This is a genomic window from Spirillospora sp. NPDC127506 (genome assembly GCF_040302145.1).
Lineage (GTDB): Bacteria > Actinomycetota > Actinomycetes > Streptosporangiales > Streptosporangiaceae > Spirillospora.
The window spans coordinates 1-15,435 of the sequence record NZ_JBEORG010000061.1 but is presented as its reverse complement, the minus strand read 5'-3'; the positions used below and the strand labels follow the sequence as shown (position 1 = coordinate 15,435).

At 70.0% G+C, this 15,435-nt stretch carries 19 protein-coding genes and 1 tRNA gene; 10 read left to right on the top strand and 10 right to left on the bottom strand.

Annotated elements, in window-relative coordinates:
- Positions 1–4 precede the first annotated feature (4 nt).
- The 3 genes from ABTW95_RS33275 to ABTW95_RS33265 all read right to left on the bottom strand — a co-directional run bounded on the left by ABTW95_RS33275 (position 5) and on the right by ABTW95_RS33265 (position 1,196).
- Entirely contained in the window at positions 5–568 is a 564-nt protein-coding gene (locus ABTW95_RS33275) for a hypothetical protein (protein ID WP_500228371.1), read from the bottom strand.
- A gap of 230 nt (positions 569–798) precedes the next feature.
- Complete coding sequence (locus ABTW95_RS33270) at positions 799–981, bottom strand: HflX-like GTP-binding protein (protein WP_500228370.1); 183 nt, start codon at positions 979–981, stop codon at positions 799–801.
- Complete coding sequence (locus ABTW95_RS33265) at positions 981–1,196, bottom strand: hypothetical protein (protein WP_500228369.1); 216 nt, start codon at positions 1,194–1,196, stop codon at positions 981–983. Before ABTW95_RS33265 ends, ABTW95_RS33270 begins: the two co-directional genes overlap by 1 nt.
- A 592-nt stretch (positions 1,197–1,788) precedes the next feature.
- Here ABTW95_RS33265 and ABTW95_RS33260 point away from each other — a divergent pair.
- Positions 1,789–2,043 carry an IS3 family transposase gene (locus ABTW95_RS33260; protein ID WP_396454458.1) on the top strand — a complete coding sequence of 85 codons (255 nt, stop codon included), beginning with the start codon at positions 1,789–1,791 and terminating at the stop codon, positions 2,041–2,043.
- 108 nt (positions 2,044–2,151) lie between these two features.
- Here ABTW95_RS33260 and ABTW95_RS33255 read toward each other — a convergent pair whose 3' ends face one another.
- Positions 2,152–3,051 (bottom strand): arginase family protein, encoded by a 900-nt coding sequence (locus ABTW95_RS33255; RefSeq protein WP_500228368.1) that lies wholly within the window; start codon positions 3,049–3,051, stop codon positions 2,152–2,154.
- A gap of 363 nt (positions 3,052–3,414) precedes the next feature.
- Here ABTW95_RS33255 and ABTW95_RS33250 point away from each other — a divergent pair, with 363 nt between their 5' ends.
- Both ABTW95_RS33250 and ABTW95_RS33245 read left to right on the top strand, forming a co-directional pair.
- A complete protein-coding gene (locus ABTW95_RS33250) occupies positions 3,415–4,131 on the top strand; it encodes a CGNR zinc finger domain-containing protein (RefSeq protein ID WP_500228367.1) in 717 nt (238 codons plus the stop codon).
- Positions 4,132–4,203: 72 nt separating this feature from the next.
- Positions 4,204–4,473, top strand: a complete 270-nt coding sequence (locus tag ABTW95_RS33245; RefSeq protein WP_396450350.1) for a hypothetical protein — start codon at positions 4,204–4,206, stop codon at positions 4,471–4,473.
- Between the two features lie 169 nt (positions 4,474–4,642).
- On the opposite strand, the gene ABTW95_RS33240 is transcribed toward ABTW95_RS33245, so the two are convergent.
- From ABTW95_RS33240 to ABTW95_RS33230, 3 genes are read right to left on the bottom strand one after another with little or no spacing between them, the layout of a single operon-like run.
- Positions 4,643–5,074 carry a hypothetical protein gene (locus ABTW95_RS33240; protein ID WP_396450348.1) on the bottom strand — a complete coding sequence of 144 codons (432 nt, stop codon included), beginning with the start codon at positions 5,072–5,074 and terminating at the stop codon, positions 4,643–4,645.
- Between the two features lie 14 nt (positions 5,075–5,088).
- Entirely contained in the window at positions 5,089–5,529 is a 441-nt protein-coding gene (locus ABTW95_RS33235; RefSeq protein ID WP_500228366.1) for a COG4315 family predicted lipoprotein, read from the bottom strand.
- 58 nt (positions 5,530–5,587) lie between these two features.
- Positions 5,588–5,944, bottom strand: coding sequence for a COG4315 family predicted lipoprotein (locus ABTW95_RS33230; RefSeq protein ID WP_396450344.1), 357 nt, complete (start codon positions 5,942–5,944; stop codon positions 5,588–5,590).
- A 490-nt stretch (positions 5,945–6,434) separates the two neighbouring features.
- On the opposite strand from ABTW95_RS33230, the gene ABTW95_RS33225 reads away from it, so the two are divergent.
- Positions 6,435–6,833, top strand: coding sequence for a hypothetical protein (locus ABTW95_RS33225; protein ID WP_500228365.1), 399 nt, complete (start codon positions 6,435–6,437; stop codon positions 6,831–6,833).
- Positions 6,834–6,902: 69 nt separating this feature from the next.
- Here ABTW95_RS33225 and ABTW95_RS33220 read toward each other — a convergent pair.
- Positions 6,903–6,975, bottom strand: a tRNA-Thr gene (locus ABTW95_RS33220).
- Positions 6,976–7,364: 389 nt separating this feature from the next.
- Here ABTW95_RS33220 and ABTW95_RS33215 point away from each other — a divergent pair.
- On the top strand, positions 7,365–8,603 hold the full coding sequence (locus tag ABTW95_RS33215) for a cytochrome P450 (protein WP_396450340.1): 1,239 nt from the start codon (positions 7,365–7,367) through the stop codon (positions 8,601–8,603).
- Between the two features lie 33 nt (positions 8,604–8,636).
- Here the strand turns inward: ABTW95_RS33215 and ABTW95_RS33210 are convergent, their stop codons facing one another.
- Positions 8,637–10,088, bottom strand: a complete 1,452-nt coding sequence (locus ABTW95_RS33210) for a DHA2 family efflux MFS transporter permease subunit (RefSeq protein ID WP_500228364.1) — start codon at positions 10,086–10,088, stop codon at positions 8,637–8,639.
- Between the two features lie 36 nt (positions 10,089–10,124).
- Entirely contained in the window at positions 10,125–11,303 is a 1,179-nt protein-coding gene (locus ABTW95_RS33205; protein WP_500228363.1) for an FAD-binding oxidoreductase, read from the bottom strand.
- Between the two features lie 204 nt (positions 11,304–11,507).
- Here ABTW95_RS33205 and ABTW95_RS33200 point away from each other — a divergent pair, with 204 nt between their 5' ends.
- From ABTW95_RS33200 to ABTW95_RS33180, 5 genes are all read left to right on the top strand, one after another.
- On the top strand, positions 11,508–12,173 hold the full coding sequence (locus tag ABTW95_RS33200) for a TetR/AcrR family transcriptional regulator (RefSeq protein ID WP_396450335.1): 666 nt from the start codon (positions 11,508–11,510) through the stop codon (positions 12,171–12,173).
- A gap of 17 nt (positions 12,174–12,190) precedes the next feature.
- On the top strand, positions 12,191–12,475 hold the full coding sequence (locus ABTW95_RS33195) for a GlsB/YeaQ/YmgE family stress response membrane protein (RefSeq protein WP_396450333.1): 285 nt from the start codon (positions 12,191–12,193) through the stop codon (positions 12,473–12,475).
- A 96-nt stretch (positions 12,476–12,571) separates the two neighbouring features.
- On the top strand, positions 12,572–13,273 hold the full coding sequence (locus tag ABTW95_RS33190) for a carotenoid oxygenase family protein (RefSeq protein ID WP_500228362.1): 702 nt from the start codon (positions 12,572–12,574) through the stop codon (positions 13,271–13,273).
- A gap of 56 nt (positions 13,274–13,329) precedes the next feature.
- Positions 13,330–13,617 (top strand): DUF485 domain-containing protein, encoded by a 288-nt coding sequence (locus tag ABTW95_RS33185; protein WP_500228361.1) that lies wholly within the window; start codon positions 13,330–13,332, stop codon positions 13,615–13,617.
- On the top strand, positions 13,614–15,278 hold the full coding sequence (locus ABTW95_RS33180; protein WP_396450330.1) for a monocarboxylic acid transporter: 1,665 nt from the start codon (positions 13,614–13,616) through the stop codon (positions 15,276–15,278). The genes ABTW95_RS33185 and ABTW95_RS33180 overlap by 4 nt, the downstream gene beginning before the upstream one ends.
- Positions 15,279–15,435 lie beyond the last annotated feature (157 nt).

Here is a 15,435-nt window from a genome sequence, read left to right as displayed (position 1 = left end):
AAAGTCAGTTTGTTTGTACGAGTAATCCGTCGGCGGAGCGTGTCCACCGTACTCCTGCAGCATCGCGGAAGGTGATCTCTACCAAGAACATTCCATTTCGGAGGTGGTGTGGGACTTCTTCATATTCGTCTTCCGCCAGTTCTAGCGGCATGAATTTGGTTTCGTGGGGTGGGAGCACGGCGATGTTTTCAAAGAACCAATCGCCTCCAGCAGTCGGCTCACCATCACTCGCCGGCTGGAATACTGGGTAGATATCGAATACAGGAAGATCAGACGCATTTCGCACAAAAGCGCCGAACATGTTCTCTTCGAGGGCGGTACTAGGTGCTGGCGCGAACCACGCTGCGATCTTTTCCGCCTGAATGCGGCGCTCTGCTTCATCACGCGCACTGCGTTCCTCCGCCGCGTGTTTGTCGCGTTCGGATTCGATCCTGTATATGTGACGTGCGTAGATCACTGTGAGGACGAGGCCGACGAGTGTTAGGACGGATACAAGAGCGCTGACCCACGCGGGGACGTCACCCCAATCGAGCTTTGCAATGCTGGCTGGGAGGTGCTGGAGAGGCATGGACCCAAGCATTGCCCAAAACGTAGATCAATAGGGTCCAATCCGACCAGCGTAGAACATCTGTTTGCAAACAAGATCAACACTGTCCAGGAGTGTCCCCACATACCTCCTGACCAGCGCCGCAACCTCCCGCGCGTTCACACCCAGCCAAGCCCATCGACCCTGTTGTGAGCACCGCCGTTAGCAGCATCCGCTCGGATGGCGCCTGGTCCTCGGCTGCTCTCACCAGATCAGCCTCGGCCGGAGTCCGCTGCCTCCGGCGCTCGAAGGTCCCCAGAGCTGAACACCGGGCAGCCGAGCAGCTCCGCCAGGACAGTCCGCTGTCTGGCGGTCAGCTCGTTGGCGAACACCACCGCCTTGGCCTCTGTCTGGACCCGCGCGGCCACTATCTCCCGCACCTTCCCCGTGCTCATCAGCGTCCGCGACGAGTAAGGCCGATCCATGTTCGCCTTGCCGCCGGGCGCATGACCTTTCTTGTTGCCCGAGACCCCTCGACCTGTACGAACCGCCCCACGACACGACCACCGAGCCGCTCAACCTCGCTGACCAGAACACTCATGATTTCGGCGAAGTCCTTCTGCTTCGCCGAGAAGAGGCCGGCGACGAGAACACCGCCTCCGTCGATCACATCCCGTGCTCCTGGCGCATGCCCCTGAAACCGACCAATTCGAGGCGGTGGCTCTGACCGGCCCCTCTGCTGCGAATGCCGCCGCACATACCTCATGAAACCAACACACTAGACATGGTGACCGCGTGTGCCCAGCGCCGACCCCACCAAGCGCGCTAGGGATCGGCTGCCCACCGACCGCCTGCTTTTCAGCTATGGCAAACATCCCTGCGTCAGGTCCTGAGCGAGGGTCTCGCGGTTCTGCAACGTCCGCTCAAACCGTGCCTTCCAGATCCCTGCGAACAACGTCGCCACCGGGACCACCACTGCGGCGGCCGTCAACCATCGCCAGTCCTTTACCCTGGCCACCGCCAGCACTCCCGGCGCCGCGACCAGCAACGCCAACGCACCCGCCAGGAAGGCCGCCCCTACAACCCGGTTACCACCCACACCTACACCCCGTATCCCCGGGCTGACTCATAGATGCCAGACTTGCAGGCGATCACCTCGAACAGACCCCTACGCACAAACGTGACCCAACCTGGCCGTGCATCGATAACGCGGGGACGTCACCCAGATCGACACCGATGAGGGGCGGCTGTATCTGGCGAAGGTGGCGGACCTGTTCTCGCCGAGGCGCAACTCCACCCTGAAGGTCGAGTTCGTCCACCGGCAGCACTTCACCACCCGAGCCGAGGCGCGCATCAAGGCCGCGACCTGGATCGCCAACTTCTACAACATCCACCGCAGGCACAGCGCCAACGACGGGCTCGCCCCGATCACCTTCGAGTGCCATATGGCAGAAGCACGGACGGCATCACCGGCCCAGCTCAGGGCTGAAGTGGCATACGCCGTCTCCACGCTTTGAGGGGCTTGACACCCACCCGCATGACCGCTGTGGTCCAAGCGATCCTCACCCTCGAATCCCAGGGCCGAGGAGAATGGAATCACCTCAACGTTCAGCGCGGAGGCCGCGCTATTCGCCCCCGAGACCGGTGAGGCCATCGGTGATAATGGTGGTGACGAGTCGCCCGTATTGGCCGTCCGGGTCGAGGTCGGGGTCGTAGATGCAGACGTCCGCTCCGACGGCGTCGGTGGCCAGCTCGCCGAGCAGCGTCACCAGGTGTTGCGGGTTCAGCCCGCCGGGATCGGGGCTGTCGACGGCGGGCATGAATTCGGGGTCGAGGACGTCGACGTCGAGGTGCAGCCAGTAGCCGTCGAGGTCGCGGGCCGTGACGGTCTGCCGGATCGCGTTCAGCGCGCCTGCCGGATCGTCGATCCATTGGCGGGCCGATATCACCGCGGGCAGTGTCCCGCGGAGTTCGTCGAGCGCGGCGTCGTCATCGCGGCACCCGGCGTGGACGGTGTGCTCGGGGGCGAAATAGGGGGCCAGGCCCTCGATGTCGGATATCGCCTCCCAGTGCAGGCCGACGGCGGCGGCGAGGTCCTCGCCCGCGAGGCTCGCGCACCTGTCCGAGTTTCCCGGGTGGCGGAAGTCGGTGTGGCCGTCGATGTGGACGAGACCGTACCTCCCTCTGCGGGCGAGCGCGACTCCGACGCCGACCAGCACGCTGCAGTCGCCGCCGAGGATGAGCGGTGCCCGTCCCCGGTCGACGATCCCGCCGACGCGGTCGGCGAGCCGGGTCGCGTGGTCGATGAGGGCGTCCTGGTTGCGCACCCTGCCTTGGCCCACGACCCAGTCGTCGACGTACCGTCCCGGGATGACGACGCCGGCGTCCTCGGCGCCGCCGGAGAGCAGCCGAGCGTGGAGCCCGGCTTCGCGCAGGGCCTCGGGCGCCTTGGCGCAGCCCGGGACGCTGGTCTTGCGCGGCGGCCGCAGCCCGAGGTTGGAGGGGGCTGCCAGTATGGAGATCATTTCGGGTGCTCCGTCATGAGGTGCCGGGTCAGCCATTCGATCGCCATCGGGTAGCGGTACTCGATGGCGGAACGAGTCGCGTCGAACAGTCGAGGTGGTGTTGATCCTGGCGTCCGGCATCGATCCAGATGGCCCGCATCGACCTGAGGGCCTCGGCGTGGCCGGGTGCCATCCGCACAGGGGGTTGCCGCGCAGCGCCTCGCTCGCGACGACGTGCTCGTGGAGTTCCCCTTCGAGCTCGGAAGGCCACGGCACCATCCTGCCTCCCCACTCCTAACCGGCAAAGAAGTTAGAAGATTAATGATGTGCATATCAACCGCCGGTCGGGTTTGCTGGGAAGGTAAGAGAGCGCCAGGAGCGGGCATGCGAGAACTTCCTGCGGCGGTGCGTCCGGTCGTCGACTTCCTCAACACGATCGACGTGGAGGACGGCACCGATGTACTGCGCGACGGCCCAGAAGCCTTGGCGAACTGGCTCGTCGAGCACGGGCTGTGCGCCGCTAGACCGTCCGTGACTACGGCGGACGTCCGCGCGGCGATCGACCTGAGGCGCGGACTCCGCAGCCTGGCGCTCGCCAACAACGGAGAGCCGGTCGACGCCGAGGACGTGCAGGCCGCCCAGACCGTCCCCACAGCGCTGACGTTCAGGATGCGCCTGCCTACCGGCACGGATGCGGCAGGCCCCGACCTGCTCGCGGACGACAGCGGATCGTTCTCCGACGCCCTGGGACGGATCGCCGCCGCATACTTCACCGCGTCCGTCCGCGGCGGCTGGGCGCGGGTGCGACGCTGCCCGGCGCACGACTGCGCCTGGGTCTTCTGGGACTCCTCCAAGAACGCGTCCCGGCGCTGGTGCTCGATGCGCGTGTGCGGCAACCGCGCAAAAAAGTGCGCGCGTTCAACGAACGAAGAAAGAAGCGTCCCACCAACACTCGTACGCGGTGACCTGAGCAGGGCTGACCTAGCGCTATCTTTGGTCTCAAAACGGCCAAGGAAATGTTCGTCGAACGCCGACCCGCAACCACGAAAACCGGTCCATGGAGCCCCTGCTTCACTCCCGCCGACAAACTCGCCACCATGAACATGGCCTTCCGTACCCGCTGACGTTTTCAAATCTGGCGAATAATGAGGAACGCATCGTAGGGAGTGATTCATGTTCCTGGAAACGGCAGCGCCCCCATCCGAACAGTCGGGAAGCGGTTGGACTCTGATCTTCTGGGGGCTCACCGCGCTGGCTATATCCGTCCCGATCGTCATCAACTACCGCGGCTTCGCAGACTGGTGCGCCGGGCACCGCTGGAACAGGGCACTGCACAAAACCCACCGACAGTCTGTGTTGTATCAGCGCCTTGGCGCCGCTGTTTTCACCGTGATAGGCGTCCTCGTCCTCGTCCTCGGCGTCATCGAGGTAGCCCACGGATAGTCCTGCCCCTCAGAGGCGCGACGGTGAAGACGACAAGGCGCGCGCCCGGTAGCCGGGCGTCCCTTCCCCATGGAGCTCAGTGACGGTCAGATGGGAGTGTCGTAGGGAAGGGGGCTGCGCTTGCGTCCGGCCGTCCGTCGTCGAAGGTACGGAACCCGCTTCGCAAGGCTCATCCCGCGTCAGCCGGCGGACAGCTCCGTGCATGGCGCATGTCGAGGGCCGCGAAGCTGAACAGCACCGCGACGGCGGCGCCTTCGAGGGCGAGCGCGAGCACGATGCCGGACCGGTAGCCGTACTCGTGGAACCCGAACAGGCTGGCCTGCTCGCTGATCAGCAGGCCGATGATCGTGCCCAGCGCGAACACCGCCGCCCCGAGCGCCACGAGCGCGTGCGGCGCGCGGCCGAACACGGGTAGCGACCGGACACCGGTCAACGACTGCAGCGGGCCCGCCAGGACGAGTCCCAGCACCACCGCCGCGACGAAGTTGAGCGCGAACAGGGCCCCGATGGTCGGGATGACCCGGTAATGGTTGGCGAAGTACTCGTGCAGATGGACGGCGCCGATGCCGAACAGCAGCAGCACGCCCAAGTAGCGCAGCACATGACGCAATGCGATCACCCGCCTGGGACGAGGGAGCCGCCGCTCACTCCGCTCTCGACCTGCTGGCCCTGGGGTGAGACGGCGTACCATTCGGCGCCGAACTGGGTGAGCGCCTGACCTAGGGTGTCACCGCGTCCGGTATCGGCTTGGTAGTAGTACAGCGGGTGGCCCGCGTAGACGAGCTGGCGAGGCCCCTGGGAGCGGGCGATCGTGGTGATCTGGGACCGCTGGGCGGCGCCGCCCGCCGTGGGTGGGCCCTGGGTGGTCGCCGGTGGCCAGATGGCGGCGCACGCCCCGTTGCAGTTCGACTGGTTCGGCAGGTCGGCGACGAACAGGTAAAGGGTGCGGCCCCTGCCGTCCACCAGGATCTGCCCGAGCGATCGCACCTGCTCTGTGCGGATCTCCGCCTGGCCGGGGTGCAGCGAGTTCGTCGCCATCGCGCAGCCGGCGGCCACCGTCACCAGGATGGCGACAGGCGAACCTCGGAGCCGGCCCATGCACCGACGGGGCATGTCAGTAGCCGCCGCCCGTCGACTGGATCCTGTTGCCGGACGCCGACAGCACGTACCACGCGGCGCCGAACTGGTCGAGAGCCTGCCCCTTGGTGCTTCCGGGGGTGGTGCCGTCGGGCGCGTAGAAGTAGACCGGATGCCCGCTGTAGGTGATCTGCGTGGAGCCGTCCGGACGCTTGGTGGTGCCCAGCTTCGCCGCGTCCGCCCCCGTCCCGGCGTTGGGCTTCGCCGGGGTGGTGACCGGCGGCCACACCGCCGCGCACGCCCCGGTGCAGGCCGACGTGCCGCCCTTGTCCTTCTCGAACAGGTAGACCGTCCGGCCTTGACCGTCGACCAGGATCTGCCCCAGGTTTCCCACAGTCGCCGTCTTGATCGTTTCACCGGTAGTGGCACCGGAAGGAGACTCGGACGGAGGCGAGGCCGTCGGCGCCGCCTGGGTAGGAGACGACTTGCTCCCCTCTCCTCCGCCGCCGCACCCGGCGACCGCCAGCATGACCGCCGACATGACGGCCGGCACCCCTGTGATCATTCGCGGTCGGCGCCGCCGTGTCCGTGTGGCCGTGCGGACCAGGTCGGCTACCTGCGACTCAGACATTCGCAATTCCTTCCCTCGAAACGCGAATCGGTGGGCTGATATCTCTTGCTCCTGCCGCCACATACCCCTCCGATCAGCCCGTGAACTGTCAGATCCCAGCCGTGACCTGCTCTTTTCCATGTGATCCCCGATGGTCTGCCCGCAATTCTGTGGGAATGGTGATCGATGGGGCTTTCACTCGTGCGATGGCGGAAAGGGAGGCTCGGAATGGTTCGCCGTCGCCTGTCGCCCAGGCCGCAGGCCCGGGGCGCTGGTGGCCGCGATCGGGCCTGCCGGGGCGGTGACCGCGATCGTCGAGCCCACGCGGGCGCGGCTGGAGATCGTCGAGACGGTGCTGGGCTCGGGTGCCACCCACCTGGCGAGCGGGGCGACGATGCTGCTCGGCCTGACTCTGGTCTTCGTCGGGCGGGGCGTGGCCCGGCGGCATCGCCTTGCCTGGGGCGCCGCGATCATCCTGCTGGCAGCGGCGGCGGTCGCGCTCCTGGCGATGGGCCCGAACGTGGAGGCGGCGACCTCACTCGCGGTCTGCGGTGCGCTCGTCCAGTGGGCGCCGCTCCAAGATCATCTTTACACACTTCGAGTTACAAGCTCGCGCTCATGCGGCTCGGCGAGCATCTGGGGTCTGGAGACGACAGCGGGGGCGTCTGCGTAGCTGTACTTCGCTGCTGTACCTGTTAGCAAGGAGGCCCTCTCCGGTGTCGGAGGGGGCCTTTGACGTGGGAGCCGGCGAGGGGACTTGAACCCCTAACCTTCTGTTTACAAGACAGATGCTCTGCCAATTGAGCTACGCCGGCGGGCTCGTCCCGCATCGTAGTCGACTCGGTGGGAGTTGCGCTCAGGGTGTCGGGGACAGGGGGCTCACCTGGGGGAGTAGCGGCGCAGGAGGCGGTCCACGGGGGCGTCGGCGGTGGGGGACTTCGATTCGACCAGGACCAGGTCGTCGCGTTTCGGGTGGCGCGGTGGGTGCAGACGAGGTCGGTGTCGAGGGTCACGCGGCCCTGGTGGTTCATCTCGCGCGGGGCGCTTCGAGCGCCCGATACCGCCTCCGCCCCTGACGCGTCTGCCCGCACGCCGCTTCGAGACGGGGGCGGCGGGGCCGTGCCGCAGGTTTTACGGTGGGGGTATGGGTGCGTTGGGTGTTGCCGGGCCGGGGAACGCTGAGGCTTTCCGGTGGTGGGGGCGGATGGCGCGCAATCCGCTGGAGACGTACGGCGGGCTCGCGCGGCGGTACGGGGACGCGGTGCGGGTGCCTTTCGGGTGGCGGCGGGCGTTCTACCTGCTGTCGCGGCCCGAGCACGCCGAGCGGGTGCTGGTGGCCAACCAGGACAACTATGTGAAGGCGTTCACGTACCGGCCGCTGCGGGCGGTGCTCGGGGACGGGCTGCTGACCAGTGAAGGGGACACGTGGCGGCGGCATCGGCGGCTGGTGCAGCCGGTGTTCTCGCAGCGGCACGTCGTCGGGTTCGCGTCGCAGATGGCGGAGGCGGCCGTCGGCTGCGTCGAGCGGTGGCCGGACGGGGTGACGCTCGACGCGGCGGGGGAGCTGCGGAAGCTCACGCTGGACATCGTCGGGCGGGCGCTCTTCGGGAGCGAACTGGCCGGCGAGGCGCGCAAGACGGGGCAGGCGCTGGAGGCGCTGCAGCGGGGCGCGGTGATCGGGACGTTCCTGCCGGGCGCGACGGCGAAGCGGGGGGTTTACCGGCGGGTGCCGGGGCTCGGGGGTGCGTTGACGCATCTGGACGGGCTGGTGCGCAGGGTCGTCGAGGGGTCGGCCGGCGGGGAGATGACGGAGCTGCTGAAGGAGCGCGGCGAACTCGATCCCGAAGAGCTGCGGGACGAGGTCCTGACGCTGCTGCTGGCCGGGCACGAGACCACCGCGGCGTCGCTGGCGTGGACGCTGATGCTGCTGTCCAGGTACCCGGCGGCCAGGGACCGGCTGGAGGAGGAGGTCGACGAGGTTCTCGGCGGCCGCGAGCCCAAGGCCGAGGACGTCGATCATCTGCCCTGGACGAAGGCCGTCCTCTCGGAGGCGATGCGGCTGTACCCGCCGGCCTGGACGATCGAGCGCGACGCCGTCGGCGACGACGACGTCGCGGGGGTGCCGGTTCCGGCCGGGTCGACCATCGCCGTCCCGCCCTACCTGATCCACCGGAACGCGGACGTCTGGCCCAATCCCGAGGGGTTCCAGCCGGAACGGTTCATGGGGGAGCAGCAGCGTCCGCGGTATTCGTACCTGCCGTTCGGGGGCGGCAGGCGCATCTGCGTCGGCGCCGGGTTCGCGATGCTGGAGGCGACGCTGGTGCTGGCCGCCATCAGCCGCACGCACCGGCTGGACCTCGTGCCGGGTGTCACCGTTCCGTGGCGGGCGGAGATCACGTACCGCCCGGCCGGTGCGGTTCCCATGCGGGTCACGCGCAGGTGAGCCTGGACCCTTGCGGGCCCGGGCTCGGGACGGTCACGCCCTCGTGCGCGGCAGCAGGAGCGCCGGGGCCAGGGCCAGGACGGCGATGCCCAGGGCGATCCAGAAGGAGTTGCTGAACGCGATCGCCAGCTTGGGCGCCACGGACTCGCGGACCGCGTCCGGGAGCGGGCCCAGCGCGGCGAGGCCGGGGGTCTGCGCGGTGATCTCGCGTTGCAGGATCACGGCCAGCGCGGTGGTCCCGACGGACGCGCCCATCCGCTGGAGGGTGTTGATGGCGCTGGTCGCGCGGGGGATGAGGTGCTGCGGCAGCGCCTGGTAGGCGGCCGCCATCGACGGCATGATCGTCGCGCCCAGGCCGAGGCCGATGACGAACAGCGCCGCGGCCAGCACGGTCACCGAGGTGTCCGCGCCGAGCTGGGTGTAGGCGGCCGTGCCGAGCAGGCCGAGGACGATCCCGGTGGGGACGACGACGCCGGCGCCGACGCGGTCGGTGACGCGTCCCGCCAGCGGCATGGCGACGGCGGCGCCGAGCGCCTGCGGGGACAGCAGGAGCCCGGTGGCGAGCGGGCCGTGGCCGCGCACGACCTGCCAGTACAGCGGCAGCAGGACGAGGACGCCGAACAGGGCGATGGCGACGACGACGTTGGTGACCGCGGCGGCGGCGAAGCCGCGGTGCCGGAACAGGGCGATGTCGATCAGCGCGGAGCGCCCCCGGGCGTGCACCGCGTACAGCGCGATCAGCAGGGCGGCGGCGCCGACGAACGCCCAGGTGCGCGGCGAGTCCAGCCCTCCGGGACGTCCCGCCTCGGTGGTGCCGTAGACGAACAGGGTCACGCCGCCGCAGAGCAGCAGCAGCCCCCGGACGTCCAGCGAGGCGGGGCGGGGCGCCGAGCGGGGCAGCAGGCGCAGCGCGGCGACGACGGCGATCGCGCCCAGCGGCAGGTTCGCGAAGAAGATCCAGCGCCAGCCGAGGGACGAGATGATCAGCCCGCCGACGATGGGGCCGGCGACGGAGCCGAGCAGCATGGGCAGGCCGATGAAGCCCATCACGCGTCCCATCCGGGCGGGGCCGGCGGCCTGCGCGAGGATCGTCTGCGCGACCGGGATGATCATCCCGCCGCCGACGCCCTGCACGACCCGGAACGCGATCAGCGCGGGCATCGACCAGGCGAGGCCGGAGAGCGCGGAGCCGGCCAGGAACAGCAGCAGCGCGGTGATCCAGACGCGGCGGGCCCCGTACCGCTCGGTGGCCCAGCCGGTGACCGGGATGACGGCGGCGAGACCCAGCATGTAGCCGGTCAGCACCCATTGGACGGAGGTGATGGAGGCGCCGAAGCCGGCGGCGAGCGTGCGGGTGGCGACGTTCACGGCGGTCGCGTCGACGATCGACATGATCGCGCCGAGGACGACCACGACGCCGAGCGTGACGAGCCCGCGGTCGAGTTTCTGGGACGGGGCGGCTGGAGCGGCGGTGAGCGCAGTCATGGCGGTTTCCTCGCATTTCAGGTCGGACGGGTTTCGTCAGGCGGGCCGGATGTTGTGGTTGCGGTGGAACACGTTCTGCGGGTCGTAGGCGCGCTTGACCTCGCGCAGCCGCCGGAAGTCGTCCGGCGTGTAGGCGGTGGCCGTCCGCGACGTGTCGTGCAGGAAGTTCAGGAACGAGCCGCCCGTCGCGTAGGGCGCGAGGGCCGCGTCGTCGCCGGCGGTGCCGTCGACGGTGAGCGAGAAGGGGACGTCGCGGTGCCCGACGGGCCCGGCGTCCGGCGCGGGGCGGGCCATCGCGCCGCCCCAGTGCTTCACCTCGATCCCGGACGCGGCGCTGCCGGCGATCGCGGCGATCAGCGGGTCGGGCAGGTCGGCGCAGAGGTGGAAGTGGTGGGGCGGCGTGCCGCCGAGCGACTCGGTCTCGGCGTACGGCATCGTCCGGAAGTCGTCCTGGAGGGGCGGCCCGCCGGATTCGCGCAGTGAGCGCAGCGCCCGCGCGCCGTCCTCGGCGGAGCCCGCGTAGACCCCGCGGACGGCGACGACCCGGCCGTGGCGGGCGTGGTCCGTGACCGCCACCGAGACGGACAGCGCGTCGGGACGCGCGTCCGCCTCGTCCCGGAACCGGGTGAGGACGTCGGCGGCCCGCTCGATCGGGAACAGCGCGACCCCGCCGTACACCGTGGAGACCGGGTGCAGGCGGAACTCCAGCGACGTCACGACGCCGAAGTTGCCGCTGCCGCCGCGCAGCGCCCAGAACAGGTCGGGGTTGCGGCCGGCGTCGGCGGTCAGGTGCCGGCCGTCGGCGGTGACGATCCGGGCGCTCAGCAGGTTGTCGGCGGCGTACCCGTACCGGCGGGCCAGCCAGCCGACGCCGCCGCCGAGCGTGTAGCCGGTGACGCCGACGGACGCGTGCGAGCCGGACAGCGGGGCGAGCCCGAGCGGCGCGGCGGCGGCGATGACGTCGCTCCAGCGGGCGCCGGCGCCGGCGCGGGCGACGCGGCGGGACGGGTCGACGAGCACGCCGGACATGCGGGACGTCTTCAGCAGCAGCCCCTCGTCCGGCGGGACGACTGTGCCGTGCCCGGTGGCCTGGACGGTCAGCGGCAGCCCCCGGTCGCGGGAGGCGATGATCGCGGCGCGGACGTCGGCCGGCCCGGCGGCGTCGACGGTGAGCAGGTCGGAGGTGCGGGTCGCGGTGGCGGCCGAGGCGGTCATGATCTCTTCCTTCCGGAGGATTTTTCTCCACTTACCCGTCACGCTAGCACCGAGCGGAGGATTTGTCTCCACTTATCTCCGAGAATCTTCGGGACGCCGGCCGCGCGCCCGGTCGTACAAATAGTCAAGATTCGTGATAGTTAATAATCCTGACTAAAATGCAAGGGGAGGAGAAACCTCCACATGCTTGCTATGGTCGGGACCATGAAGTCCAAGGAGCGTCCGCTGCGCGCCGACGCGCGCGACAACCGGAACCGGATCATCGCCGCGGCCGCGGAGGTCTTCGTCGAGCAGGGGCCGGGGGCGCCGCTGGAGGAGATCTCCAAGCGGGCCGGCACCGGCATCGCCACGCTCTACCGGCGCTTCCCCGACAGGAAGGCCCTGACGAGAGCCGTCGCCCTGGACGCCCTGGAGCGCACCACCGCGGAGGTCAAGCGCGCGCGGGACGAGGAGCCGACGGCGTTCGCGGCCCTCGCCCGCTACATGCACCGCGTCCTGGACATCCGCATCGGCGCGGTCTTCCCCGTCCTCCTGGAGGAGATCCCGTTCGAGGACGAGGAGATCGCCGCCGTCCGGGCCGACGGCATCGCCGTCATGCAGGACCTGGTCGCCACCGCGCAGCGGGACGGCGACCTCCGGCCGGACGTCACCCACGGGGACCTCGGGATGCTGCTCGTCCGGCTGTCCCGCCCGCTGCCCGGCCCGCTGCCCAAGGAACTCGGCGAGGAACTGGCCCACCGGCACCTCGACGTCGTCATCGACGGCCTCCGCGCCTCCGCCGCCGCGCCGGGCGCGCTCGGCGGGCCGGCGCTGACGTTCCGCGACCTCGACTCCATGGGAGACGTCGGTCCAGGTGAGAGCCCCTCCTGAGCGGGCACGGGGAGGGCATGAACATCACCGGAATCATCAGCGCGCTCATCATCGGGGCGATCATCGGGGCGCTGGGCCGGCTGCTGCTGCCCGGCCGCCAGCCGATCGGCGTCATCATGACCGTCCTCATCGGCATGGCCGCGGCGCTCATCGGGACGGGGATCGCGCAGATCGTCGGCGTGCGGACGACCTCGGGGATCGACTGGATCGAGCTGGTCCTCCAGATCGGCCTGGCGGTGCTCGGCGTCGCGATCGTCGCCGGCCTCCGCGCCCGCCGCGGCCACCGCCGCGCCCCCCGCTGACCGCCCCGGCCGGCGGCGCGGCGCAGCGGCCGAAAGGAGGCATTCGGCAATCGAACATTGGCCGCAGAGGCATTGTTTAATTGTCATTAATGTGATATGCGCCATGAGGCCCGGATCGGAGTCATGCCCCTCGGCGGCGGAGAGGTGAAATGGCTGCCGGTGGAGCCGTGCTATGTCTTCCACGTCGGCAATGCCCGCGAGGACGGTTCCGGGCGGATCATCCTCGATGCCGTGCGCTACACGCGCGCCGCGTTCAAAGCGACATGGGCGAGAATGGCCGGTGAACGCGAAATCGCGCCGCGCTCCGGCGGCCTTTACCGCTGGACGATCGACCCGCGCTCCGCGAGCGTCCGCGGGGAATGGCTGGACGACCGCGGAATCGAGTTCCCGACCCTCGACGACCGCCGCACCGGCGGCTCCTACCGGTTCCTCTACGCGGTCGCCCAGGGCCGTGCGCGCGGCCTGCTGAAGTACGACCTCGCCCGGGGAGCCGTGCGCACGGCGGGCCTCGGCGGGGCGTGGATCCCCGGCGAGGCCGTCTTCGTCCCCCGCACCGCGGACGGGGACGGGGATGGGGATGGGGACGGAGACGGGGACGGGGACGAGGACGGGGGCTGGCTGCTGACGATCGTCGCGCACGCGCGCGGAGGACCGTCCCGGCTGGTGGTCCTCGACGCCCGCGACCTGTCGGTCACCGCCCAGGTCCACCTGCCGCGACGCGTTCCCCTGGGTTTCCACGGCGCGTGGATCCCGGACCACCATCTCGTCAAAAAGGGGTCGCGAGGGATGAATCTCTGATCTCATAGTGCACTCGAACGGATGCGTAGCGTCACGTCGGGTCATGGGGAGGCCAGATGGTGGGGGGACTTGCGCCGGTGGCGGGGTACGAGCGGTTCCTGCTGCTCAGGAAGAGGTTCCGGCGGGCGGCGGCGGTGCTCGCGGCCGTCTTCCTCGGGTGGTATTTCGTCTATGTCGGGCTGTCCGCGTTCGCCCGGGGGTTCATGGCGCGGACCGTGGTCGGGCACGTGAACGTCGCGCTGCTGCTCGGCCTGCTGCAGTTCGCCTCGACGTTCGCGCTGGCGTGCGGCTACGCGGTCTACGCGCGGCGGCGGCTCGACCCGCTGGCCGGTGAGCTGCGGTGACGGGCGGGACGCTGACGTTCGGGCTCTTCGTCGCGTTCATCCTGATCACGTTAGGCATCACGATCTGGGCGCGGGTGAACACGCGGGGCGCCGACGACTTCTACGCGGGCGGCCGGACGTTCTCCGGCGCGCAGAACGGGGTCGCGCTCGCCGGCGACTACATGTCGGCGGCGTCCTTCCTCGGCATCGCCGGGATCATCGCGCTGAACGGATACGACGGGCTCCTGTACTCCATCGGCTTCCTGGTGGCGTGGCTGCTCGCGCTGCCGCTGGTCGAGCTGGTGCGCAACGCGGGCCGGTTCACGATGGGGGACGTCCTGGCGCGGCGGGTGCGGCGGCAGGCGCCGGTCCGGCGGGCCGCGGCCGTGTCCACCGTGACGGTGTCGGTGTTCTACCTGCTCGCCCAGATGGTGGGCGCGGGGGCGCTGGTCTCGCTGCTGCTCGGCATCCACCGGGGCGAGCGGTTCCTCGGCATGGACGCCGGCACCGCGAAGACCGTCACGATCGTCGTGGTGGGCGCGCTGATGATCTTCTATGTGGCGTTCGGCGGGATGAAGGCGACGACCTGGGTGCAGATCATCAAGTCGGCGCTGCTGATGGCGGGGGCGGTCGTGCTGACCGCGCTCGTCCTCGGCCGGTTCGGGTTCGACCTCAGCGCGCTGCTCGGATCCGCCGCCGACGCCAGCGGCAAGGGCGAGGCGTTCCTGCGCCCCGGCCAGCGCTACGGGCAGGACGTCCCCGGCGACGCCTACCGGACGATCGTCAACAAGCTCGACTTCATCAGCCTGGCGCTGGCGCTCGTGCTCGGCACCGCCGGGCTGCCGCACATCGTCAGCCGGTTCTTCGCCGTCCCGGACGGGCGCGCCGCCCGGACCTCGGTGTCCTGGGCGATCGGCCTCGTCGGCGTCTTCTACCTGATGACGCTCGCGCTCGGCTTCGGCGCCGCCGCCCTCGTCGGACGGCAGGCGATCGTCGCACAGGACCCGTCCGGCAACACGGCGGCGCCGCAGCTCGCGCAGGCCGTCGGGGAGCACGTCGGCGGCCGCCTCGGCGGCGACGTCATGCTGGCGTTCATCGGCGCGGTGGCGTTCGCGACGATCCTCGCGGTCGTGTCGGGGCTCGTGCTGGCGTCGTCGACGTCGCTCGCGCACGACTACTTCGGCCAGGTGCTGATGCTCGGCCGCCCGCGCGAGTCGCAGGAGGTGGCGGTGGCGCGGTTCGCGTCGTTCCTCGTCGGCGCGCTCGCGATCGTCCTCGCGGTGGTCGCCCGCAACCTGAACGTGGCGTTCCTGGTCGCGCTGGCGTTCGCGATGGCCGCGGCGGCGAACGTCCCGGCGATCGTGCTGGCGCTGTTCTGGCGGCGGTTCAACTCCGCCGGGGTCGTCGCCGGGATCTACGGCGGGCTCGTCAGCTCGCTGGTGCTGGTGGTCTTCTCGCCCGTCGTCTCCGGGAAGGTCGATCCGGTGACGGGGGAGAGCCGGTCGCTGTTCCCGGCGGGCGTCGACTTCCACCTGTTCCCGCTGGAGAACCCGGGGCTCGTGTCGATCCCGATCGGGTTCGCGTGCGCGGTCGCCGGGACGCTCCTCGGACGCGACAAGGCCGACGCCGAACGCTACGACGACCTGTCGGTCCGCGCGCTCACCGGGGCAGGCGCGCACTGACCCGCGGCCGGGCCGCACGGCGGGGCCGCACGCCGGGCCGGCATGGCCGGGCGGCACGGCGGGGCGGCACGGCGGGGCGGCACGGCGGGGCGGCACGGCGGGGCGGCACGGCGGGGCGGCACGGCGGGGCCACACGGCGGGGCCACACGGCGGGGCC

What these genes read in the sequence shown, in the direction of transcription:
- ABTW95_RS33270 (WP_500228370.1), bottom strand. Translation starts at nt 981, where the DNA reads ATGAGCACGGGGAAGGTGCGGGAGATAGTGGCCGCGCGGGTCCAGACA.
- ABTW95_RS33205 (WP_500228363.1), bottom strand. Translation starts at nt 11,303, where the DNA reads ATGACCGCCTCGGCCGCCACCGCGACCCGCACCTCCGACCTGCTCACC.
- ABTW95_RS33185 (WP_500228361.1), top strand. Translation starts at nt 13,330, where the DNA reads ATGGTGGGGGGACTTGCGCCGGTGGCGGGGTACGAGCGGTTCCTGCTG.
- ABTW95_RS33250 (WP_500228367.1), top strand. Translation starts at nt 3,415, where the DNA reads ATGCGAGAACTTCCTGCGGCGGTGCGTCCGGTCGTCGACTTCCTCAAC.
- ABTW95_RS33275 (WP_500228371.1), bottom strand. Translation starts at nt 568, where the DNA reads ATGCCTCTCCAGCACCTCCCAGCCAGCATTGCAAAGCTCGATTGGGGT.
- ABTW95_RS33200 (WP_396450335.1), top strand. Translation starts at nt 11,508, where the DNA reads ATGAAGTCCAAGGAGCGTCCGCTGCGCGCCGACGCGCGCGACAACCGG.
- ABTW95_RS33215 (WP_396450340.1), top strand. Translation starts at nt 7,365, where the DNA reads ATGGCGCGCAATCCGCTGGAGACGTACGGCGGGCTCGCGCGGCGGTAC.
- ABTW95_RS33195 (WP_396450333.1), top strand. Translation starts at nt 12,191, where the DNA reads ATGAACATCACCGGAATCATCAGCGCGCTCATCATCGGGGCGATCATC.
- ABTW95_RS33190 (WP_500228362.1), top strand. Translation starts at nt 12,572, where the DNA reads ATGCGCCATGAGGCCCGGATCGGAGTCATGCCCCTCGGCGGCGGAGAG.
- ABTW95_RS33210 (WP_500228364.1), bottom strand. Translation starts at nt 10,088, where the DNA reads ATGACTGCGCTCACCGCCGCTCCAGCCGCCCCGTCCCAGAAACTCGAC.
- ABTW95_RS33255 (WP_500228368.1), bottom strand. Translation starts at nt 3,051, where the DNA reads ATGATCTCCATACTGGCAGCCCCCTCCAACCTCGGGCTGCGGCCGCCG.
- ABTW95_RS33245 (WP_396450350.1), top strand. Translation starts at nt 4,204, where the DNA reads ATGTTCCTGGAAACGGCAGCGCCCCCATCCGAACAGTCGGGAAGCGGT.